Origin of the sequence: Calidithermus chliarophilus DSM 9957, from assembly GCF_000430045.1 — a bacterium.
Lineage (GTDB): Bacteria > Deinococcota > Deinococci > Deinococcales > Thermaceae > Calidithermus > Calidithermus chliarophilus.
This window is the reverse complement of sequence record NZ_KE387027.1, coordinates 313,254-329,994: the sequence shown is the minus strand read 5'-3', so window position 1 is coordinate 329,994 and position 16,741 is coordinate 313,254. Positions and strand designations below refer to the sequence as shown.

At 68.9% G+C, this 16,741-nt stretch carries 21 protein-coding genes and 1 other annotated feature (1 of these 22 running past the window's edge); of the genes, 6 read left to right on the top strand and 15 right to left on the bottom strand.

Annotated elements, in window-relative coordinates:
* Window positions 1-213 (top strand) — a sequence feature (16S ribosomal RNA rRNA prediction is too short) (it extends 419 nt beyond the left edge of the window).
* A gap of 205 nt (window positions 214-418) precedes the next feature.
* Window positions 419-934, top strand: coding sequence for an NUDIX hydrolase (locus MEICH_RS0118665; protein WP_036219724.1), 516 nt, complete (start codon window positions 419-421; stop codon window positions 932-934).
* Between the two features lie 136 nt (window positions 935-1,070).
* On the opposite strand, the gene MEICH_RS0118660 is transcribed toward MEICH_RS0118665, so the two are convergent.
* On the bottom strand, window positions 1,071-2,288 hold the full coding sequence (locus tag MEICH_RS0118660) for a nucleotidyl cyclase domain-containing protein (RefSeq protein ID WP_027893843.1): 1,218 nt from the start codon (window positions 2,286-2,288) through the stop codon (window positions 1,071-1,073).
* Between the two features lie 89 nt (window positions 2,289-2,377).
* Here MEICH_RS0118660 and MEICH_RS26065 point away from each other — a divergent pair, with 89 nt between their 5' ends.
* Window positions 2,378-2,611: a hypothetical protein gene (locus MEICH_RS26065; protein ID WP_036219722.1), complete on the top strand. Its 234-nt coding sequence runs from the start codon at window positions 2,378-2,380 to the stop codon at window positions 2,609-2,611.
* Between the two features lie 5 nt (window positions 2,612-2,616).
* Here MEICH_RS26065 and MEICH_RS0118650 read toward each other — a convergent pair whose 3' ends face one another.
* From MEICH_RS0118650 to MEICH_RS0118615, 8 genes are all read right to left on the bottom strand, one after another.
* Window positions 2,617-3,054 (bottom strand): hypothetical protein, encoded by a 438-nt coding sequence (locus MEICH_RS0118650; RefSeq protein WP_027893842.1) that lies wholly within the window; start codon window positions 3,052-3,054, stop codon window positions 2,617-2,619.
* A 54-nt stretch (window positions 3,055-3,108) separates the two neighbouring features.
* Entirely contained in the window at window positions 3,109-3,411 is a 303-nt protein-coding gene (locus MEICH_RS0118645) for a P-II family nitrogen regulator (RefSeq protein WP_027893841.1), read from the bottom strand.
* 2 nt (window positions 3,412-3,413) lie between these two features.
* Window positions 3,414-4,382, bottom strand: a complete 969-nt coding sequence (locus MEICH_RS0118640; RefSeq protein ID WP_027893840.1) for a sodium-dependent bicarbonate transport family permease — start codon at window positions 4,380-4,382, stop codon at window positions 3,414-3,416.
* 6 nt (window positions 4,383-4,388) lie between these two features.
* On the bottom strand, window positions 4,389-4,802 hold the full coding sequence (locus tag MEICH_RS0118635) for an acyl-CoA thioesterase (protein ID WP_036219719.1): 414 nt from the start codon (window positions 4,800-4,802) through the stop codon (window positions 4,389-4,391).
* A 338-nt stretch (window positions 4,803-5,140) separates the two neighbouring features.
* Window positions 5,141-5,488: a 50S ribosomal protein L20 gene (rplT, locus tag MEICH_RS0118630; RefSeq protein WP_018465508.1), complete on the bottom strand. Its 348-nt coding sequence runs from the start codon at window positions 5,486-5,488 to the stop codon at window positions 5,141-5,143.
* Entirely contained in the window at window positions 5,488-5,688 is a 201-nt protein-coding gene (gene rpmI / locus MEICH_RS0118625) for a 50S ribosomal protein L35 (protein ID WP_027893838.1), read from the bottom strand. Before rpmI ends, rplT begins: the two co-directional genes overlap by 1 nt.
* A 199-nt stretch (window positions 5,689-5,887) precedes the next feature.
* Window positions 5,888-6,442, bottom strand: a complete 555-nt coding sequence (gene infC / locus MEICH_RS26060) for a translation initiation factor IF-3 (protein WP_084542423.1) — start codon at window positions 6,440-6,442, stop codon at window positions 5,888-5,890.
* 336 nt (window positions 6,443-6,778) lie between these two features.
* Complete coding sequence (locus tag MEICH_RS0118615) at window positions 6,779-8,488, bottom strand: M14 family metallopeptidase (RefSeq protein WP_027893837.1); 1,710 nt, start codon at window positions 8,486-8,488, stop codon at window positions 6,779-6,781.
* Window positions 8,489-8,553: 65 nt separating this feature from the next.
* On the opposite strand from MEICH_RS0118615, the gene MEICH_RS0118610 reads away from it, so the two are divergent.
* Complete coding sequence (locus MEICH_RS0118610) at window positions 8,554-9,321, top strand: enoyl-CoA hydratase/isomerase family protein (RefSeq protein WP_027893836.1); 768 nt, start codon at window positions 8,554-8,556, stop codon at window positions 9,319-9,321.
* Between the two features lie 175 nt (window positions 9,322-9,496).
* On the opposite strand, the gene MEICH_RS0118605 is transcribed toward MEICH_RS0118610, so the two are convergent.
* Together MEICH_RS0118605 and MEICH_RS26055 are read right to left on the bottom strand one after the other, a co-directional pair.
* Complete coding sequence (locus MEICH_RS0118605; RefSeq protein WP_027893835.1) at window positions 9,497-10,405, bottom strand: AEC family transporter; 909 nt, start codon at window positions 10,403-10,405, stop codon at window positions 9,497-9,499.
* Between the two features lie 33 nt (window positions 10,406-10,438).
* The gene (locus MEICH_RS26055; RefSeq protein WP_036219715.1) at window positions 10,439-11,125 is read right to left on the bottom strand and encodes a hypothetical protein; all 687 of its coding nucleotides are present in this window, start codon (window positions 11,123-11,125) and stop codon (window positions 10,439-10,441) included.
* Between the two features lie 125 nt (window positions 11,126-11,250).
* Here MEICH_RS26055 and MEICH_RS0118595 point away from each other — a divergent pair, with 125 nt between their 5' ends.
* Entirely contained in the window at window positions 11,251-12,786 is a 1,536-nt protein-coding gene (locus tag MEICH_RS0118595; protein ID WP_027893834.1) for a S10 family peptidase, read from the top strand.
* On the opposite strand, the gene MEICH_RS26050 is transcribed toward MEICH_RS0118595, so the two are convergent.
* The 3 genes from MEICH_RS26050 to MEICH_RS0118575 form a co-directional block, all read right to left on the bottom strand.
* On the bottom strand, window positions 12,783-13,073 hold the full coding sequence (locus MEICH_RS26050) for a PIN domain-containing protein (RefSeq protein ID WP_084542422.1): 291 nt from the start codon (window positions 13,071-13,073) through the stop codon (window positions 12,783-12,785). The two genes, MEICH_RS0118595 and MEICH_RS26050, sit on opposite strands and share 4 nt — an antisense overlap.
* A gap of 225 nt (window positions 13,074-13,298) precedes the next feature.
* Window positions 13,299-13,574, bottom strand: coding sequence for a type II toxin-antitoxin system Phd/YefM family antitoxin (locus tag MEICH_RS26045; protein ID WP_036219713.1), 276 nt, complete (start codon window positions 13,572-13,574; stop codon window positions 13,299-13,301).
* A 21-nt stretch (window positions 13,575-13,595) separates the two neighbouring features.
* On the bottom strand, window positions 13,596-14,966 hold the full coding sequence (locus tag MEICH_RS0118575) for a flavin monoamine oxidase family protein (protein WP_245587712.1): 1,371 nt from the start codon (window positions 14,964-14,966) through the stop codon (window positions 13,596-13,598).
* Window positions 14,967-15,026: 60 nt separating this feature from the next.
* Between MEICH_RS0118575 and MEICH_RS0118570 the strand changes: the two genes are divergently transcribed.
* Both MEICH_RS0118570 and MEICH_RS26040 read left to right on the top strand, forming a co-directional pair.
* Complete coding sequence (locus tag MEICH_RS0118570) at window positions 15,027-15,386, top strand: VOC family protein (protein ID WP_027893832.1); 360 nt, start codon at window positions 15,027-15,029, stop codon at window positions 15,384-15,386.
* A 179-nt stretch (window positions 15,387-15,565) separates the two neighbouring features.
* Window positions 15,566-16,030: a cupin domain-containing protein gene (locus MEICH_RS26040; RefSeq protein ID WP_051304348.1), complete on the top strand. Its 465-nt coding sequence runs from the start codon at window positions 15,566-15,568 to the stop codon at window positions 16,028-16,030.
* A gap of 3 nt (window positions 16,031-16,033) precedes the next feature.
* On the opposite strand, the gene MEICH_RS0118560 is transcribed toward MEICH_RS26040, so the two are convergent.
* Window positions 16,034-16,648 (bottom strand): histidine phosphatase family protein, encoded by a 615-nt coding sequence (locus MEICH_RS0118560; protein ID WP_036219711.1) that lies wholly within the window; start codon window positions 16,646-16,648, stop codon window positions 16,034-16,036.
* Between the last annotated feature and the right edge of the window lie 93 nt (window positions 16,649-16,741).

The following is a 16,741-nucleotide window of genomic DNA, read 5'->3' as shown; positions in this document are numbered from 1 at the left end:
CTCCATGAAGCCGGAATCGCTAGTAATCGCGGATCAGCCACGCCGCGGTGAATACGTTCCCGGGCCTTGTACACACCGCCCGTCAAGCCATGGAAGTGGGTTCTGCCTGAAGTCGCCGGTAGCCTTGGGCAGGCGCCGAGGGCCGGGCTCATGACTGGGGCTAAGTCGTAACAAGGTAGCTGTACCGGAAGGTGCGGCTGGATCACCTCCTTTCTAAGGAGTTTCTCGTCCTCGAAAGAGGAGCATCTCGAAACTCGAATCTCTGGCTGCTGACTCTCTCTTCTCAAAGTTTCGACCATGAAAGGACGCCTGAGGGCGTCCTTTTTTTACTGCCTCACTCCGTAAGCCTTAGTGTGTGGGGATATACACCCCAAGAACACCCTGCGGGGCTTACACTGGAGGGAAGAAGGTTTTGCCCATGCATTTCACCACTTCCTCGAGACGTCGCCGCAAAACCAAAAAGCCTTCCGCTCATCCGACCGTGAAACGGCGGGTAGTGTCGGCGGGGGGCGTGGTGTTGCGCTCCAACGAGGGCGCCCTCGAGGCCTTGCTGATCGCCATTAAGGAAGGGCGCATGTGGAGCCTGCCCAAGGGGCAGGTCGAGCAGGGCGAACGTTACCCCCAGACGGCGGTGCGCGAGGTGCGCGAGGAGACCGGCATCGAAGCGCGGGTCCTGGCCCCCCTGGGGAGCATTCGTTACCACTTCACCGTCAAGGACGACGCCACCCCGGTCACCGTGACCAAGGAGGTCCATCACTTCTTGATGAAGTACGTGTCCGGCCAACCCCGGCCGCAGAAAGAAGAGGTGGACGACGCGGCCTGGTTCCCGGTGTCCGAAGCCCTCACCCGCCTGTCCCACCAGAACGAGCGGGACGTCCTGCTCAAGGCTTTGGCCCGCTGGGAGATCGGGGCCAAGGTCTCCCCTGCTTCCTGAACTTTAGTCCGCCGAGTCCCGCCCGCGCTGGGCGGGACTCGGCTTTAAGTCGCGCCGCGGCGGGTTCGGTGCTGCCGGCCCCGAATGCGAGGGGGAAGCCCTCGAGGACCACTTGCTCATGAGCTCGGCCGCCCGCCTACTCGACCCGGGCCAGGTCGCCCTGACCGCTCTGGAGCGCCTTCACGGCAGCCTGCTCGGCCTGCTGCCAGAGCTCCTCGGGAGTGCTCGCCTGCTCGGGCAGGACCGCGACCCCCAGTGCCGGGAGCCTGCCCATGACGATTTGCAACCGCGCCACGATCCGCTCGGCGGCGCGGGCCGCCCCGCTCGGGGCACGCAGGGTCGAGAGGAGCAGCAGGAAGTCCTCGGGGCTGGCCTCGATGGCGGCGTCGGAGTAGCGCAGCGAGCGCTGCAGCACGTCGAGCACGCGGGCTCGTTGCACCTCGCTGAGGCCCGGGCTCTTGAACCAGACCAGCCCGACCCAGTGACCGTACCGGCGGGCCCGGGCCACGGCCTGCTCGAGGTAGCGCCGGAAGGCCTCCGGCGAGCTGGGCTGGTACCCCTGGGTCAGGGCCGCCGCCACGTGGGGCCGCAGGGCCTCGGCGAGTTGGAGGGCGATGAACTGGTCGAGCTCGCTCCAGGGCTGGCTCTCGCGCCGCTCGAGCCAGAGCACGGCGCTCACCTCGCGCTCGAGCCGGATGGGCACCTGCAGCAACGCGGAGAAGCACCAGGCCTCGCCGACGGCGCGCAACTCGGCCGCGCGGCCGTCGGCCTGGAGGTTGTGCAGCGGGAGCAACAGGGACTGCTCGAGGAGGTCGGGGTAGCCGCGCGGGCTCAGCACGCAGGGCTCGAGCAGCTTGGGCACCCGCACCGCCAGGGTGTAGCTGCTGGCCGCCGGGTCGTGCACCCACAGGCTCAGGCCCTGCAGGTCGAGCCGCTCGAAGGCAAGGGCCGCGAGATGGGCCAGGGCGGACGGGAGGCCCTCGGGCGGGCTATGCAGCAGTTCGACGAGCCGTTGCTGCCAGGGGTTGGCCTCCGGCCGCGGGGCCGGGTGCGTGGTCAGGCCGGGGACGCGGGCCAGGGTCTCCACCAACGCCCGTTTGCCGGCGTCCTTGAGGGTGAAGGTGCGCGAACCCACCTTCAGAAAAGGCGGCGACCAGTGTACGCCGTTGCCGCCCCAGCCGCGCCCGCTGGTGAGGTGCTGGATCAGCAGTTCGAACTCCGACAGCGGCAACACCACCCCGGCGAAGCCCCCCAGCCGGATGGCGATACGGCCCTCGTGCTCGCAGTACTCCACGATCAGGTTGCTGCCCTCGATGGAGATCGGGGCCAGGAGCTGCCAGTCCATCTCGTGCATCGGCTCTCATTGTGACCGAGGGCGCCGGGAAACCGAGCGGAATATGCACTTTATTTCAGAAAATTGCTCGGGCTGGCTATACTCGAGCCATGGTGCAACTGTTCGACGCCGCCAACGGGGCCAGCCTGGGGAGCATCAGCGAGGAGCAGCTTCGGTTCATGCTCGATCAGCTCGAGGAAGAAGCCGCCGACGACCAGGACTACTACATCAACCGCGCCACCCTCGACTACTTCGCCGAGCAGGGGGCCGACCCCACGCTGCTCGAGCTGCTGCGCAAAGCGCTGGGCGAGCGTGAGGAGATGGACTTGCGCTGGTCGCGCTAGCGCCCTCAGGTCTCGAAGGGGTCCTTAGCGCTGGCCTTCTCCTCGGGGATGAAGCCGCCGAAGGCGTAGACCTCTTCCCCGCCGTCGGTGAGGTGCAGCTCGGCCAGGCCCTGGCGCACCAGGGTTTTCATGACCTCTTTGGCCTGAGGGACGGGCATCTTGCAGTGCAGCACCACCTCGGCCAGGGTCAGCCGGCCCTGCATGCGCTGCGCGAGCTCGAGCACCCGCTGCTCGGGCAAAAGGGCAGCCGCCCCCGCAGGCCTGCTCACCGCGAGCCGGTAGCCCAGGTAGCCCACGACGGCGAAGAACACCGCCAGCCCGGCGACGACCCCCGGCTCCACGTCCTCCCCGGCCGAGCCGCCGAGCAGGTCACCGATGGCCGCCAACACGAAGAAGCCGCTGAACGCGACTATTAACCAGCCGACCAAAGCGAGGGGGCGCATCGCTCAGGATTATAGTGCGCCCGGCCCAAGCGGGAGGCTCAGATGCCCGCCGCTTCAGGCGTACTTCTCGCCCCGCACCACCTCGACGGTCTGGGTGAAGGCGATCACCGCGTAGCTGGGGAAGTAGACCTCGGCCAGGCGCTCGAGGATGCGCTCGGCCACCTGCGGGCTCGCCACCACCTCCAGCCGCACGTTGCCCCCTTCCCACTCGCTCGCGCGCACCCCCCGGCTGCCCTCGCCACGGGCCGGGCTCAGGGTGTACCCGCTGGCCCCCAGCTTCTTGACCTCGCGGACGAGCTTTTCCTCGAGAAAGGCCTCGGCGATGATGGTGACGAGTTTGAGCGGCACGGTCTGCATGGCTAGCCTCCGTGGAACAGGCGCGAGAGCGCGAAGTAGAGCGGGATGCCCAGGGTGAGGTTGAAGGGGAAGGTGATGCCCAGCGCGGCGGTGAGGTAATAGCTGGGGTTGGCCTGCGGCAGGGCGATGCGCACCGCCGCCGGGGCGGCGATGTAGGAGGCGCTGGCCGCCATGGTGCCCAGCACCGTGGCCCCGCCCAGCGACAGCCCGGCCCAACTGCCCAGCCAGACCCCCAAAGCCCCCTGCAACACCGGCATCAGCAGGCCGAAGGCCACTAAGAATCCCCCCGCCTTGCGCAGGTCGCGCAGCCGCTTGGCCGCCACCATCCCCATCTCGAGCAAGAACAGCACCAGCGCCCCCTTGAAGGGCTCGACGAAGAGCGGGGCCACCTGCTCGAGCCCCTGCTTGCCCGAGAAAAAGCCGATCACTAGCCCCCCCACCAGCAACAGGATGCTCTTGCCCGAGAAGACCTCGCGGATGGCCTCGCCCAGGGTCTCGGCCCCGCCCAGGCGTTGCCGGGCGATGAGCAGGGCGATGACGATGGCGGGGACCTCGAGGATCGCCACCAGGGTGGGCATGAAGCCCTCGTAGGGGATTCCCGCGGCCTGGAGGAAGGTGAGGGAGGCGATGAAGGTCACGGCGGAGACCGAGCCGTAGTGCGCGGCGATGGCCGCGGCGTCGGCCACGTCGAAGCGCCCCAGCCGCCGCAGGACGGCGTAGGCCAGAAGCGGGGTCACGACGCCCAGCCCCAGCGTCACCAGCGCCGGCTTCCAGAAGGCCGCCAGCGGGGTGATGGAGAGCTCGGCCCCGCCCTTGAGCCCGATCGCCAGCAGCAGGTAGATGGAGAGGGCGGTGTAGAGGGCCTCGGGGATCTTGAGGTCGCTGTGCACCAGCGTAGCCACGATGCCCAGCGCGAAGGCCAGCACCATCGGCGAGAGCAGGTTGAGTCGTACGAGTTCGAGGGTTTCCATAGGCGTTCAGAGCAAGCCGAAGGCCTCGAGCACCGCCTGCGGCACGTTCTTTGGCCGGCCACGTTCCGCGTCCAGCCACACCCAGTCGGTCTCGGCCTCCACCAGCAAGGCCTGGTCGCCCGCCCGGCGCACCTCGTTGTGGCGGGTGGCGCGGAAGCCGCTGAAGGCGGTAATGCGGGTGGAGACCTCGAGCTCCTCCGCCAGCAGCGCCGGGCGGTGGTAGGTGATGACGTGGCGGCGCACCACCGGGATCACTCCCAACCCCTTGAGCACCGCGAAGCCCATCCCCACCCGCTCGGCGTGGGCCTTGACCGCCTGTTCGATGTAGCGCAGGTAGACGGTGTTGTTGACGTGCTCGAGCTCGTCGATGTCCTCGGGGACGACCCGGATGCGCAGGGTGTGCCGGTCGCGGAAGTCCATGCCTGAGTTTATTGCTCCAGGTCCCGCGAACGGAGCGCCCCTCACCGGGCTCGAGCCGGGCAGGGACGCCGGGGACGGCGCCAGGGGCGGAACGGTTGAGCCCGAGACGGGGCGGAGGAGCCTGAGCGGCGCCCAGGCCCGTGATGTAGAAGTCGGGAAGGTCTCCGTCATCCGGAGCAGGCTAGGCGAAACCCGGCGGCGATAGGGTAGCTTGCGTTCCGGTCCCTTCCGGCTATACTGCCCTACAATCCGGGGCGCATCAGCTCGAGCAAGCGGCGATGCCGGAAAAAAGGATCAGGGGCGCAGCGTGCTGCGCCCCTGCGGTTTTCAGCCGGCGGTTAGGCTTTGGCCTTCTCGACGAGCGCGGCGAAGGCCTCGGGGTTGCGCACGGCGAGGTCGGCGAGGATCTTGCGGTCGAGTTCGATGCCGGCCTTCTTGAGGCCGCCCATGAACACCGAGTAGCTCAGGCCGTGCTGGCGGGCAGCGGCGTTGATACGCACGATCCACAGGCGGCGCATGTCGCCCTTGCGCTCGCGGCGGTCGTTGAAGGAGCGCATGGCGCCGCTGAACAGGGTCTCGCGGGCCTTGCGGACGCTCTTGGAGCGCAGGCCCCAGAAGCCCTTGGCCAGCTTGAGGATCTTCTTGTGCTTGCGGCGGCGTACGACACCGGTCTTGGCGCGCGGCATTAGCCCTCACCCCTCAGCAGTTCGATCATGCGGCGGGCATCGCCCTCGGCCATGGTGAAGCTGCGGCCCTTGCTGCGGATCGAGGAACCGGACTTGTGGTAGTTGAGGTGACGCTTGCCGGGCTTCTTGGCGATCACCTTGCCACCGGCCGTGACCTTGACACGGCCCTTGGCGCCCTTGTGGGTCTTCATCTTCGGCATCGTGATTCTCCTTGTCTTCCGGCGGAGTTCGCCGGGCCGCGTCGGCGGCTTTAGCGGCTGCCTCGAGCGCCCGCGAGGGGTCTTGATGGCTCGGCAGCCTTGCGAGTATAGCATCCGCAGGCCCCCTCAGCCAAGCCCTCGAGGCGTCGCGGCAGGACGAAACAGGCTGGGCGTCGGCCCAGCCTGGAGTTGCACGCGGTTAGTTGGACTGCGGAGCAGAGGCCTGCGCCTGGGGCTGCGCCGAAGGCTTGGAGCCCGGGGCCATGACCATGTTCATGTCGCGGCCCAGCATCTCGGGGCGCATCTCCACGAAGCCCAGACCCTCCATGTCCTTGGCAACGCGCTCGAGGAGCTTGTAGCCCAGCTCGGGGTGGGCCATCTCGCGCCCGCGGAACATGATGGTGATCTTGACCTTGTGGCCTTCCTCGAGGAAGCGCCGCACGTGCCCGACCTTCACGTTGTAATCGTGGGTGTCAATCTTGGGGCGCAGCTTGATGCTCTTGACCTCGGTGCGCTTGGCCTTCTTGCGGGCCTCCTTCTCGGCCTGCTGCTGCTCGTAGCGCCACTTGCCGTAGTCCAGGAGCCGGGCCACCGGCGGCACCGCCGTCGGCGAAACCAGCACCAGGTCGTACTCGCGCTCCTTGGCCATCTGCAAGGCCTCGCGGGTATCCACGATGCCCACCTGCGTACCGTTCTCGTCGATCAGGCGAACCTGCCGCACCCGAATCCGCTCGTTGATTGGAACGTCCCTTATACGTCACCTCCGGGCATACGCCTATGTTGCAGACTTGTACGCCCTGTCCTCGAGTCTACCACGCTCGGGAAGGGGGAGCGGGGGCGGGAGGTGGAATGCTGATGGCCGAACGCTGATAGCTGATAGCCGAACGCCAAACGCCGGGCGCGGGTCGTACGTCGTACGTCGTACGCAAAACGCAAAACGCAAGACGCCCTTTCCTTACCCCCCTTAGCAAGGGGGGCTGGGGGGATAAACCCTCCCCGCGGGCGGGGAGGGCTGGGGTGGGGCTTCTTTCCACCACGAGCCACGAGCCTTCTGCTGACGGCTGAACGCTGACGGCTTATCGCTTACCGCTCATTGCTCTTGCCCCGCCGCCAACCGGATCTCCTGCCGCACCGTACCTGCCCGCTGGGCGATGGCCTCGAGCGTGACCGTGCTGCCGCTGGGGGCTGCGACTACCCACTCGAGCTTCTTCTCCTGGTCGCCGAAGGGCAGGGCGCCGAAGAGTTCGATCTTGTTGGAGCGGCCCTCGAGGTGCCCGATCTCCTGCACCGCCTCGCCCGAGACCAGCCGCGCCCCCTCGCCCAGGTGAAGCTTGACGCGGATGGGCTCGACCGCCTTCTTCTCCAGGGCCTTGGCGCTGGTGTAGGTGGGCAGGAAGCCGGTGTTTTCCAGCACCGCGATCAGGCGCCAGACGCCCTCGCTCACCGGCTCGACCTTGGCGAGCTTGAGCTCGAGGCGGGGGTTCACCTCGGCGTGGAGCAGGGTGAAGAGGGTGTTCTTGTGGGCGATGTCGGGCAGGAACTTGGCCGGGGCGTTGCCCCAGAAGCGCTTGTAGTCCCAGCCCCCGATCTCGACGGGCCCGAGTTGGGGGTGCTCGAAGGGAGTCCAGGGTCTGAAGCCCTCGAGGCCGTGCTCGTCGTTGAACTGCAAGAGCTTGAGGTCGTCCTCCTCGGGGTGGGAGCGGAACCAGCCGATGAAGTCGCGCTTGAGGACTCCGTTGGGCTGCTTCTCCCCGATGCCCGCCAGGCTGATCACGTCCCACAGCTCGGTGGAGAAGCCGAAGATGCCTAAGTCCTCGTAGAGCCAGTCGAAGAAGCCGCCGCGCAGGGTGGTCTTGGGGTCGTAGCGGAAGCCGTGGAAGACCGAGGTGTGGGGGTAGCCGGTGAGCTCGGTGCCCTTGTCGCCCAGGCGCTTGAAGACGGTGAGGTCGTGGGTGGGCAGGGCGTCATCGGGCTTGCCGGAGTAGGGGCGCAGGATCACGCCGGAGTAGGTGTGATAGGCCTGCATCCCGTTGATGTTCTTGTGCCGGGCGAAGAATTGGGCCAGGGCGTGGGTCTCGGGCTCGGAGAGCGGGAAGGGCCCGGCGCCGCGCTGCTGGCTCTCGGGGCCCCAGTCGGCGGGGAAGCTGCGGTTGAGGTCGAGGCCGTGGCGGGGCGGGGCGGGTTTGACGGTGTAGCCGTCCCAGCCGCGGATCAGGCCCTCGGGGTAGAGGTGGTAGTAGGTGCCCCCCTCCTCCCCCACCTCGCGGGGGCGCATGAGGCGGGGGTCCTTGTCGGAGACCTTCCAGGCCCCCTTGGGGTCTTGAACGCGCATCTGGAGGATGCGCCCGTCGCCGTCCACGTCCTCGGGGTAGAGGCCTTCGCGCTCGTCCTCGAAGGGGTAGGGGCGCAGCGAGGAGCGCACCTGGTGGGGCGTGGTGAGGTACTGCTCGACGCCGTCGGGCGAGACGCGGGGGCAGACGTAGAAGGCCGAGCGCTCGAGCAGCCGGGTGACCTGGGGGTCGGAGCCGTAGCGGGTGGTGAGGTAGTGGATGGTGTACTGCGCGGTGGCCCCGCCGGTGACCTCGCCCGCGTGGATGTTGGCGTCGATCCAGTAGGCGGGCTTCTCGGGGTCGCCCCCGGTGGCGAAGTTGGTGAGGGTCATCACCCAGATGTCGCGGCCCTGGTAGCTCTTGCCGATGGACTCCAGCCGCGCCAGGTGGGGGTACTCGGCGGCCACGGCCTGCAAGTAGGCGGTGAGTTCGTCGTAGAGGTAAAAACGGGATAGGTCGAGTTCGGGCATGGCGGCTCCTTTTTCGCTGTCTCGGTCAGTATACGGGGCCTGCCCCCGCCCGATAGGATTGAGGCATGGTTACTAGCAGCGACCAGGGTTCCATCCGAGTTCTCACCCTCTCCGACCCCGAACGGCGCAACCCCCTCTCCCCCGCCATGGTTTCCGGCCTGCTCGAGGCGCTGGACCAGGCCGAGAAGGACGGCGGCGTGCGGGCCGTGGTGCTCACCGGCGCGGGGCAGGCCTTCAGTGCGGGGGCCGACCTCGAGTTCCTCAAGAACGTCACCCAGATGGGCGCCGAGGCCAACCTGGCCCACTCCCGCGAGCTGATGCGCCTCTTCCACCGCCTCTACACCTTCCCCAAGCCCACCGTGGCCGCCGTCAACGGCCCCGCCGTGGCCGGGGGCGCGGGGCTGGCGACCGCCTGCGACGTGGTGGTGATGAGCGAGGGGGCCCGCATCGGCTACACCGAGGTCAAGATCGGCTTCGTGGCCGCGCTGGTGGGCGTGATCCTCATCCGCTCGGTGGGCGAGAAGCACGCCCGCGAGCTGCTGCTCACCGGCAAGCTGGTCAGTGCGCAGGAGGCTTTCCGCATGGGGCTGGTCAACAAGCTGGTGCCTGCCGAGCAGGTGCTCGAGGAGGCTCTGGCCTTCGCCCGCGAGATCACCGCCAACGCCCCTGCCTCGGTCTCGCTGACCAAGGAACTGCTCAACGCCCTGCCGGGGATGGGCCTGGAGGACGGCCTGCGCCTGGCCTCCATCGCCAACGCCTGGGTGCGCGAGACTGGCGACCTGGCCGAGGGCATCGCGGCGTTCTTCGAGAAGCGGGCGCCGCGGTTCGGGTGAGGGTAGCGCCGATAGCCGAACGCCCAACGCCGATAGCCCATAGCCGATAGCTAAACGCCAAACGCAAAACGCAAGACGCCTTGTCACCCCCCTTAGCAAGGGGGGCTGGGGGGATAAACCCTCCCCTCCGGAGGGGAGGGTTGGGGAGGGGGGACCACAAGCCACACGCCACCCCCTACCCCAGCCACCAGTACAAAAGCGGCATGGTCGCGAAGGCCGCCACGGTCTGCACGGTGAGGATGGCGGCCATGAGCTTTTCGTCGCCGCCCATCTGGCGGGCGAGGACGAAGGAGGCGGAGGCGGTGGGGAGGGATTGGAAGAAGGTCACCGCCGCCAGCACGGGGGCGGGGACGCCCAGCAGCAGGCCGAGCCCGGCGCTGAGGGCGGGCAGGGCGCCGAACTTGAAGAGCATCGAGGCCAGGATGGGGCCGATCCCCTCGCGCAGGTGCTCGAAGCGGAGGGTGGCACCCACCGACATCAGGCCGCAGGCCAGCGAGGCCTGGCCCAGGGCCCTGAGGGTGGGCTCGAGGCTCCCCAGCCCCAGCCCGGTCAGGTTGAACAGAGCCCCCAGCACACAGGCCACGATCAGGGGGTTGGTCAGGACCGAGCGCAGCACCTCCCTCCAGCACAGCGCCTGGTGGGAGGCGAACACCGACAGCACCAGCACGCACAGCACGTTGACCAGCGGCACGGTGACGGCCACCAGGACGGCGGCCAGCGCCCCGCCGCCCGTGAACAGCACCGGCAGGGTGCCCAGCGCCACGTAGCTGTTGAAGCGGATGCCGCCCTGGAACACCGAGGTGAAGGCCTGGGGGGTGGCGGCCAGCCAGGGCCGCAGGAGCAGCATCAGCAGCGAGCAGCCCAGCAAGCCGCCCCACACCGACAGCACCAGCGGCCAGCCGGGCACCTCGGAGAGCCGGGCGGTGGCGAGGTTGATGAACAGCAGCGAGGGGAAGAGGATCCAGTAGTTGACGCGGTCGAGCTGGGGCCAGAAGCCCTCCGCCACGAAGTTGCGCCGGCGCAGCCCGAAGCCGAGCGCGATCAGCAGGGAGAGGGGGATGAGGGCGCTGGCGATGGCCTCCATGCGGCCCTCACCATACACCGCCCTCCCCGGGGCTCAGTGCGGCAGCCCCGTTTCGGAGGGGGCGACGCGCCCGGCCTCGAGCGCACCCGCCAACAGCTCCAGGAACTTCCAGCACACCAGGCTGATCGCCGCCATCTCGCCCCCGTCCTCGAGCAGCCCGAGCCAGAGGTTGAAGCGCCCCTCGACGAAATTCTCGTGCACGGCGTCCACCACGACCCCGAAGACGGGGAGCAGCAGCACCAGCGGCACGACCTGGCGGAACTGTGCCCGGGTTTCGGGCCCGGCCAGCCCGTAGGCCAGCGCCACCGCCCCGGCCAGCACCAGGCCGACGCCCAGCAGGACCAGCAATTCGGCGGCCTCGGCGGGCTCGAGGCCCCCCAGCGGCCCCAGCCCCGCCCGCTCGGCCACGACCGGGGCCAGGGCCTCGTGCAGGCCGTAGAAGTCGTCGAGCAGCAAGTAGGTGAACAGCAACGCCCACGCCAGGTAGGCCGGGGCGCGGCGCAGCCAGGCCAGGCCGAGGGCGGCCAGCACCACCCAGAACTCCTGGACGTAGCCGAACACCTCCGCATAGCCCCGGTCCGTGTCCAGCGCCATGCGCGGGTCGCTGAACAGCCCGGCCAGCGCCCAGCCGGGATGGCTCACCGCCACCGCGTGAGCGAGGTAGAGCGCGACCAGCAGCCCGTTGGTACTGCCCAAGAGCACGAACCACAGACTTTTCATAGGATCGCTAAGGCCACGGTAGCACTCATCCCTGGGAGACGGATTAATACGGCTTCAGCCGGGCGACCCCACCGCTACTCGAGCCCCCCCGTGTCGAGCGGAATTGAGGCTTGATAGATTGGGGCATGCCCGAGGAGACCAAGCCCGCCGACGCCAAGCCCGCGCCCCAGGACAACCTCGTCATCAGCCGCCACACCGTCCGCATCGGCGGGCAGGAGGTGAGCTACACCGTCACCTGCGGGACCATCGTGCTGAAGGAGGAGAGCGAGAAGGAGGGCTCGAGCGAGGGCGAGAAGCCCAAGGCCAGCGTGTTCTTCATCGCCTACACCCGCGACGACGTGCCCGACAGGAGCCGCCGCCCCATCACCTTCTCCTTCAACGGGGGGCCGGGCTCCTCCTCGGTGTGGCTGCATCTGGGCGTGCTGGGCCCCCGGCGGGTGCTGATGGACGACGCCGGCAACCCCACCCCGCCGCCCTACCGCCTCGTGGACAACGAACACTCGCTGCTCGACGTGAGCGACCTGGTGTTCATCGACCCGGTGGGCACCGGCTATAGCCGCATGGTGCCCGGCGAGAAGACCAAGGAGTACCACGGCTACAAGCGCGACGTCGAGAGCGTGGGCGAGTTCATCCGGCTCTACACCAGCCGCTACGGGCGCTGGACGAGCCCCAAGTTCCTCATCGGGGAGTCCTACGGCACCACCCGCGCCGCCGGGCTCAGCGGCCACCTGCAGGAGCGCCACGGCATGTACTTCAACGGGGTCATGCTCGTTAGCAGCATCCTCGACTTCGCCACCGCCCGCTTCGCCCCCGGCCACGACCTGCCCCACGTGCTCTTCCTGCCCACCTACGCCGCCACCGCGTGGTACCACAAGAAGCTGCCGCCCGACCTGCAGAAGAAGCCCTTGCGGGCCTTCCTCGACGAGGTGGAGGCCTTCGCCGGCGGCGAGTACCTGAGGGCGCTGTTCAAGGGCAGCGCCCTCCCCGAGGCCGAGCGCGAGGGGGTGCTCGAGAAGCTCTCGCGCTACACCGGGCTCTCGCGGGAGTACCTCGAGCAGACCAACCTGCGCGTCGGCATCTACCGCTTCTGCAAGGAGTTGCTGCGCCCCGAGCGCAAGACGGTAGGCCGCCTCGACTCCCGCTTCACCGGATACGACCGCGACGCGGCGGGCGAGAACAGCGAGTACGACCCCAGCTACGCCACCATCCAGGGCCCCTACACCGCCACCTTCAACCAGTACGTGCGCGAGGAACTGGGCTTCGAGAGCGACCTGCCCTACGAGGTGCTCACCGGGCTCTACCAGAACTGGAGCTACAAGGAGTACGAGAACCAGTACCTCAACGTGGCCGAGACCCTGCGCAAGGCCATGAACCTCAACCCCTACCTCAAGGTCTTCGTGGGCTCGGGCTACTACGACCTCGCCACCCCCTACTTCGCCACCGACTACACCTTCGCCCACCTGGGCTTAGAGCCCCACCTCCAGGCCAACCTCCAGACCCGCTACTACGAGGCCGGCCACATGATGTACGTGCACCGGCCGAGCCTGCAGCAGATGAAGCAGGACCTCGCGGCCTTCGTGGCGGGGGCCATGCCCGGCGCGACAACCTCGGGGCCTGGGGCCCGGGGCAAAGGCAAACCCCGGCCCAAAGCCAAGCCCTAAGTCCAGGGGTTGTGCAACCTGACGCCCGCGGCCTCGAAGCCGGCCACGTTGCGGGTGACGAGCACCAAACCGTGCGCCAGGGCGGTAGCGGCAATGAGCGAGTCTACGGCAGGCATGCGCTTGCCTGCGCGCTCGAGCCGCGCCATCAGCCTCGCCCAGTGGTCGATAACCTTGATGTCCACGTCGAAAAGCCGGTCGCCAAGGTCTCGCAGCACGGTCTGATCGAGCCATTCCGCGAGGGCTCGCTTGCGCCGGGACTCCTCGAGCCGCTCGACGCCCCGCCGCAGCTCCCGATGCTCAGGACGCTAGAGCGCTCTTCACGGGGTTTAGGCCATGCAGCCGTCTAAGGCTTGGGGTCAGGGTCGGGGCAGTTGCGTCCGGGATAGGACGCAACGCGAGTGAAGGGCGCGATTAGGTCAGCCAGGGGTCGGTTTCCAGCAGCCACTCCCGCACCCCCGGGTTGGGCTGCTTGGCGACGGTGTCGGAGAGAACGCAGGCGTCGAGGAGGTAGCTCATCCGCTCTGGCGCTCGCTGAAGTCGAGGGGCGGGCGGCCAAGGTCGTTCTTGTCGCGGGTCAGGTCGAGGTCAACGCCGACGAGCGGCGAGTCGTGAAACAGCTCATAGAGGTTGCGCGGCTTGGGGGCGATCTTGCGGTAGTCCTCCATCGAGAGGAGCACCGCCACCTCCTCCCCGTGCCGGGTGATGATCTGCGGGCCGTCCTCTAAGGCTTCGTTGACCACCTGGCTGAGCTTGTTCTTGGCTTCCTGCAATTGCCACGTCTTGGGCACGGCACCCCTCCAACCTGGCTATCAGAGCAGGTCCGCCAGGGCTCGAGCCGCCCGCTCCCCCTCGCGCACCGCCCCCTCCATGTAGCCGTTCCACACCGCCGCGGTCTCGGCGCCAGCCCAGTGGATGCGCCCGACGGGCTGGCGCAGGGCCTCGCCGTAGCCGGTCCAGACGCCGGGACCGAAGTGGGCGCCGTAGCAGCCCCTGGCCCAGGGCTCGTCCATCCAGTCTTTTTCCACGTACTGTTCGTACCGGGCAGCCTGGGGGCCGAAGTAGCGCACTAAGCAGGCGACGGCGGCGCGTTCGCGCTCGGCGGGGGTCAGCCGGTGCATGCGGCGCCCGTCCTCGCCCTCCATGAAGCCCAGCAGCACGCCCGGGGAGCCGGAGGGCGGGGAGTTGTCGAAGGTGACGCGCACGGGGCCTTCGTCGCTGAAGGCCTGGCCGGTGAGGCCCTCCCTGCGCCAGAAGGGCTCGGCGTAGACCACCATCAGCTTGATCACCGAGCCCATCGGGAGGCGCTGGGTGAGCTGGTCGCGCAGGCCGGGCAGCGGGGGGTCGTAGGCCAGGCGGCCGGCCAGGGCGGGGGGCAGGGTGACGATGCAGTAACGGGCCTGCACGCTCAGGCCCTCGGCTTCGACCCGCACCGAGCCCGGGTCCTGGGCGATCTTGTGGACGGGCCTCGAGCACAGCACCCGCCCGCCCAAACCCTCGGCCAGGCGCTGGGCGATGCGCTGGGTGCCGCCCACGACGCGCTCGGCCTGGGCGCCCCGGTCCACGCTGACGAGGTTTTCCAGGCCGCCGCCCGACTTGAGGTAGAAGAGAAAGTGCAGCAGCGACATCTGGTTGGGCTCCGCCGAGAACACCGCCTCGGTGACGAGCTCGAAGTAGCCCCGGCCGTGGCGGGTGCGGGTGTGGCGCCGCAGCCAGCTATAGAGGGTCTGGCTGTCGTACTCCAGCGCCCTGGGGTGCGTCCAGGGGGCCTCGAGGTCGAGCTCCTCGGCCATCGCCTTCAGGCGCCGCGAGGCCCGCAGGATGTCGAGCAGGGCCCACAGGGGGAACTTGGGGGCCGCGTCGCGGGCGGGGGCCATGCGGCTGAGGCGGCCCCCGAAGTGCACCACGTGCTCGCCCTGGTTGTAGGTGGGGAAGGTCTCCAGGCCCAGCTCGCGGCACAGCGCGTACATGCGCTCCTGGGTGGGGCCGATCCACTGCCCGCCGAGCTCGAGCGCCGTGCCGCCCGGCAGGGTGTGGTTCAGCACGCGCCCGCCCACCCGGCCCTGGGCCTCGAGCACCAGCACCGAACGCCCCGCCTGCGCCAGGGTCCGGGCCGCCACCAGCCCGGCCAGCCCCGCGCCTACGATCACCACGTCGCACTCCCGCACAGCATCTCGCTCCAAGGCGGTTCGCACCTCCAATCCAGGCTTGGCTTCAGAGTAGCCTAGCTTTAGGCTGGCCGCATGATCACCGGCCTGGATCACCTACAGCTTTCGATGCCCAGGGGCGAGGAGCCGAAAGCCCGGGCTTTCTACGGCGGTGTGTTGGGGCTCGAGGAGGTGCCCAAGCCCCCGGTCCTGGCGGCGCGGGGCGGGGTCTGGTTCGCCCTGCCCGACGGGCGCGGCCTGCACCTGGGGGTGGAAGAGGGCTTCAGCCCGGCGAAGAAGGCCCACCCCGCCTTCCGCGCCCACGGCCTGGAGGCCCTGGCGCGGCGCCTCGAGCAGGCCGGGCACCCGGTGACCTGGGACGACGCGATCCCCGAGGTGCGCCGCTTCTACGCCACCGACCCCTTCGGCAACCGGCTCGAGTTCCAGGAGGCCTGAGAGCGGTTCCCATGAATCCTCCGCACCGGGCCAGGAGACGGGGTAAGACACCCTCCGGTCCCGGAGGGTGTCTACAGGAGACGCGATGAGCACTTTTTGGCCTGGCGGGTGAGCAGGGGGGCGGGGCATCATGGCCGCAGTGCCCGCGAGGGCCGCGCGGCGAGAAGGCGAGCGACCCGATGACCCCCGAAACCCCTTCACCCCTCGAGCGCCGCTACTGGTGCGCGGGGCTCTACCTCCACTTCCTGGCCGAGGCCCCCGACACCGGCGGCGAATTCACGCTCGTCGAGGGGGTGGTGCGGCAGGGCACCGAGCCCCCGCCCCACACCCACACCTACGAGGACGAGGAGTTGCTGGTGCTGGAGGGGGAGCTCGAGGTCCGGTACGGCGATTGCCGCGAGCGCCTGGGGGCCGGGGAGCACTGCCTCATGCCCCGCCGGCAGGAGCACTACTTCCGCTGCCTCACCCCCGAGGTGCGGCTGCTGGTGAGGCTCTCGCCGGGCGGGCTCGAGCGGGGCTTCAAGGCCTTCGGCGTGGCGCTGAGCGAGTCGCTGCTGCCCCCGCCGCCCGAGCAAGTCCCCGGCTTCCCCGAGATCGCCCGCATCTTCGGCGAGCTCGGCGTCTACTTCTCCCCTCCCCGCTAGTCCTCAGCGGGCGGCGAGCCGGGCCCACCCCCCGGGCTCGAGGCGGGCCACCAGCTCGTAGCCCCCCTCCCCCAGCGGGCGGATCACGGCGGCCTCGCCCTGCTCGAGCTCGATGGCGCGGTCGGTGAGGTAGTTAAGCGGGCCCAGGTGGGCTACCAGCACGGTGTTGGTGCCGGGGGCAGGCGGGGTAGAGAGCAGCCGGCGGAACTCCGGTAGCTTGGCCTGCATCTCCCCTTCGGTGATGCCCACCCCCAGCAGCAGGTCGCTGCGGGTGGAACGGCCGAAGGCCAGTTCGGCGGTGTCGCGGCAGCGGCAGTAGGGGCTCGAGAGCACCGCCCCCACCGGGATGCCCAGCTCGCGGAAGGCCTGCCCGATGGCGAGGGACTGCTCGCGCCCCCGGGCGTTGAGGTTGCGCTGCAGGGAGCAGTCGAGGTAGTCGGCGGGGATGCGGTCCTTGTTGGCGAGTTCGGTAGCCCCCTGGCTCTGGTCGGTCTCGGCGTGGCGGAAGTAGATCACGTAGCCGCCCTCGCGCAGCTCACCCAGCAACTCCGGGCCCTGAAGGCTCTGACCCAGCACCACCAGGCCGAGCCATAGCAACAACAGCAGTCGGGGTGCCATGCTCCAGTGTCGGGGGGACCCCGCCGGGCGCGAATCCACCGAACGGGCGACTCGAGCCCTTTTTACGCCCTTTTCACGCCTCCCCTTGCACAC

Coding starts and splice junctions, on each gene's coding strand:
- MEICH_RS0118665 (WP_036219724.1), top strand. CDS start 419: ATGCATTTCACCACTTCCTCGAGACGTCGCCGCAAAACCAAAAAGCCT.
- MEICH_RS0118660 (WP_027893843.1), bottom strand. CDS start 2,288: ATGCACGAGATGGACTGGCAGCTCCTGGCCCCGATCTCCATCGAGGGC.
- MEICH_RS26065 (WP_036219722.1), top strand. CDS start 2,378: ATGGTGCAACTGTTCGACGCCGCCAACGGGGCCAGCCTGGGGAGCATC.
- MEICH_RS0118650 (WP_027893842.1), bottom strand. CDS start 3,054: ATGCGCCCCCTCGCTTTGGTCGGCTGGTTAATAGTCGCGTTCAGCGGC.
- MEICH_RS0118645 (WP_027893841.1), bottom strand. CDS start 3,411: ATGCAGACCGTGCCGCTCAAACTCGTCACCATCATCGCCGAGGCCTTT.
- MEICH_RS0118640 (WP_027893840.1), bottom strand. CDS start 4,382: ATGGAAACCCTCGAACTCGTACGACTCAACCTGCTCTCGCCGATGGTG.
- MEICH_RS0118635 (WP_036219719.1), bottom strand. CDS start 4,802: ATGGACTTCCGCGACCGGCACACCCTGCGCATCCGGGTCGTCCCCGAG.
- rplT (WP_018465508.1), bottom strand. CDS start 5,488: ATGCCGCGCGCCAAGACCGGTGTCGTACGCCGCCGCAAGCACAAGAAG.
- rpmI (WP_027893838.1), bottom strand. CDS start 5,688: ATGCCGAAGATGAAGACCCACAAGGGCGCCAAGGGCCGTGTCAAGGTC.
- MEICH_RS0118615 (WP_027893837.1), bottom strand. CDS start 8,488: ATGCCCGAACTCGACCTATCCCGTTTTTACCTCTACGACGAACTCACC.
- MEICH_RS0118610 (WP_027893836.1), top strand. CDS start 8,554: ATGGTTACTAGCAGCGACCAGGGTTCCATCCGAGTTCTCACCCTCTCC.
- MEICH_RS0118605 (WP_027893835.1), bottom strand. CDS start 10,405: ATGGAGGCCATCGCCAGCGCCCTCATCCCCCTCTCCCTGCTGATCGCG.
- MEICH_RS26055 (WP_036219715.1), bottom strand. CDS start 11,125: ATGAAAAGTCTGTGGTTCGTGCTCTTGGGCAGTACCAACGGGCTGCTG.
- MEICH_RS0118595 (WP_027893834.1), top strand. CDS start 11,251: ATGCCCGAGGAGACCAAGCCCGCCGACGCCAAGCCCGCGCCCCAGGAC.
- MEICH_RS0118570 (WP_027893832.1), top strand. CDS start 15,027: ATGATCACCGGCCTGGATCACCTACAGCTTTCGATGCCCAGGGGCGAG.
- MEICH_RS26040 (WP_051304348.1), top strand. CDS start 15,566: ATGACCCCCGAAACCCCTTCACCCCTCGAGCGCCGCTACTGGTGCGCG.
- MEICH_RS0118560 (WP_036219711.1), bottom strand. CDS start 16,648: ATGGCACCCCGACTGCTGTTGTTGCTATGGCTCGGCCTGGTGGTGCTG.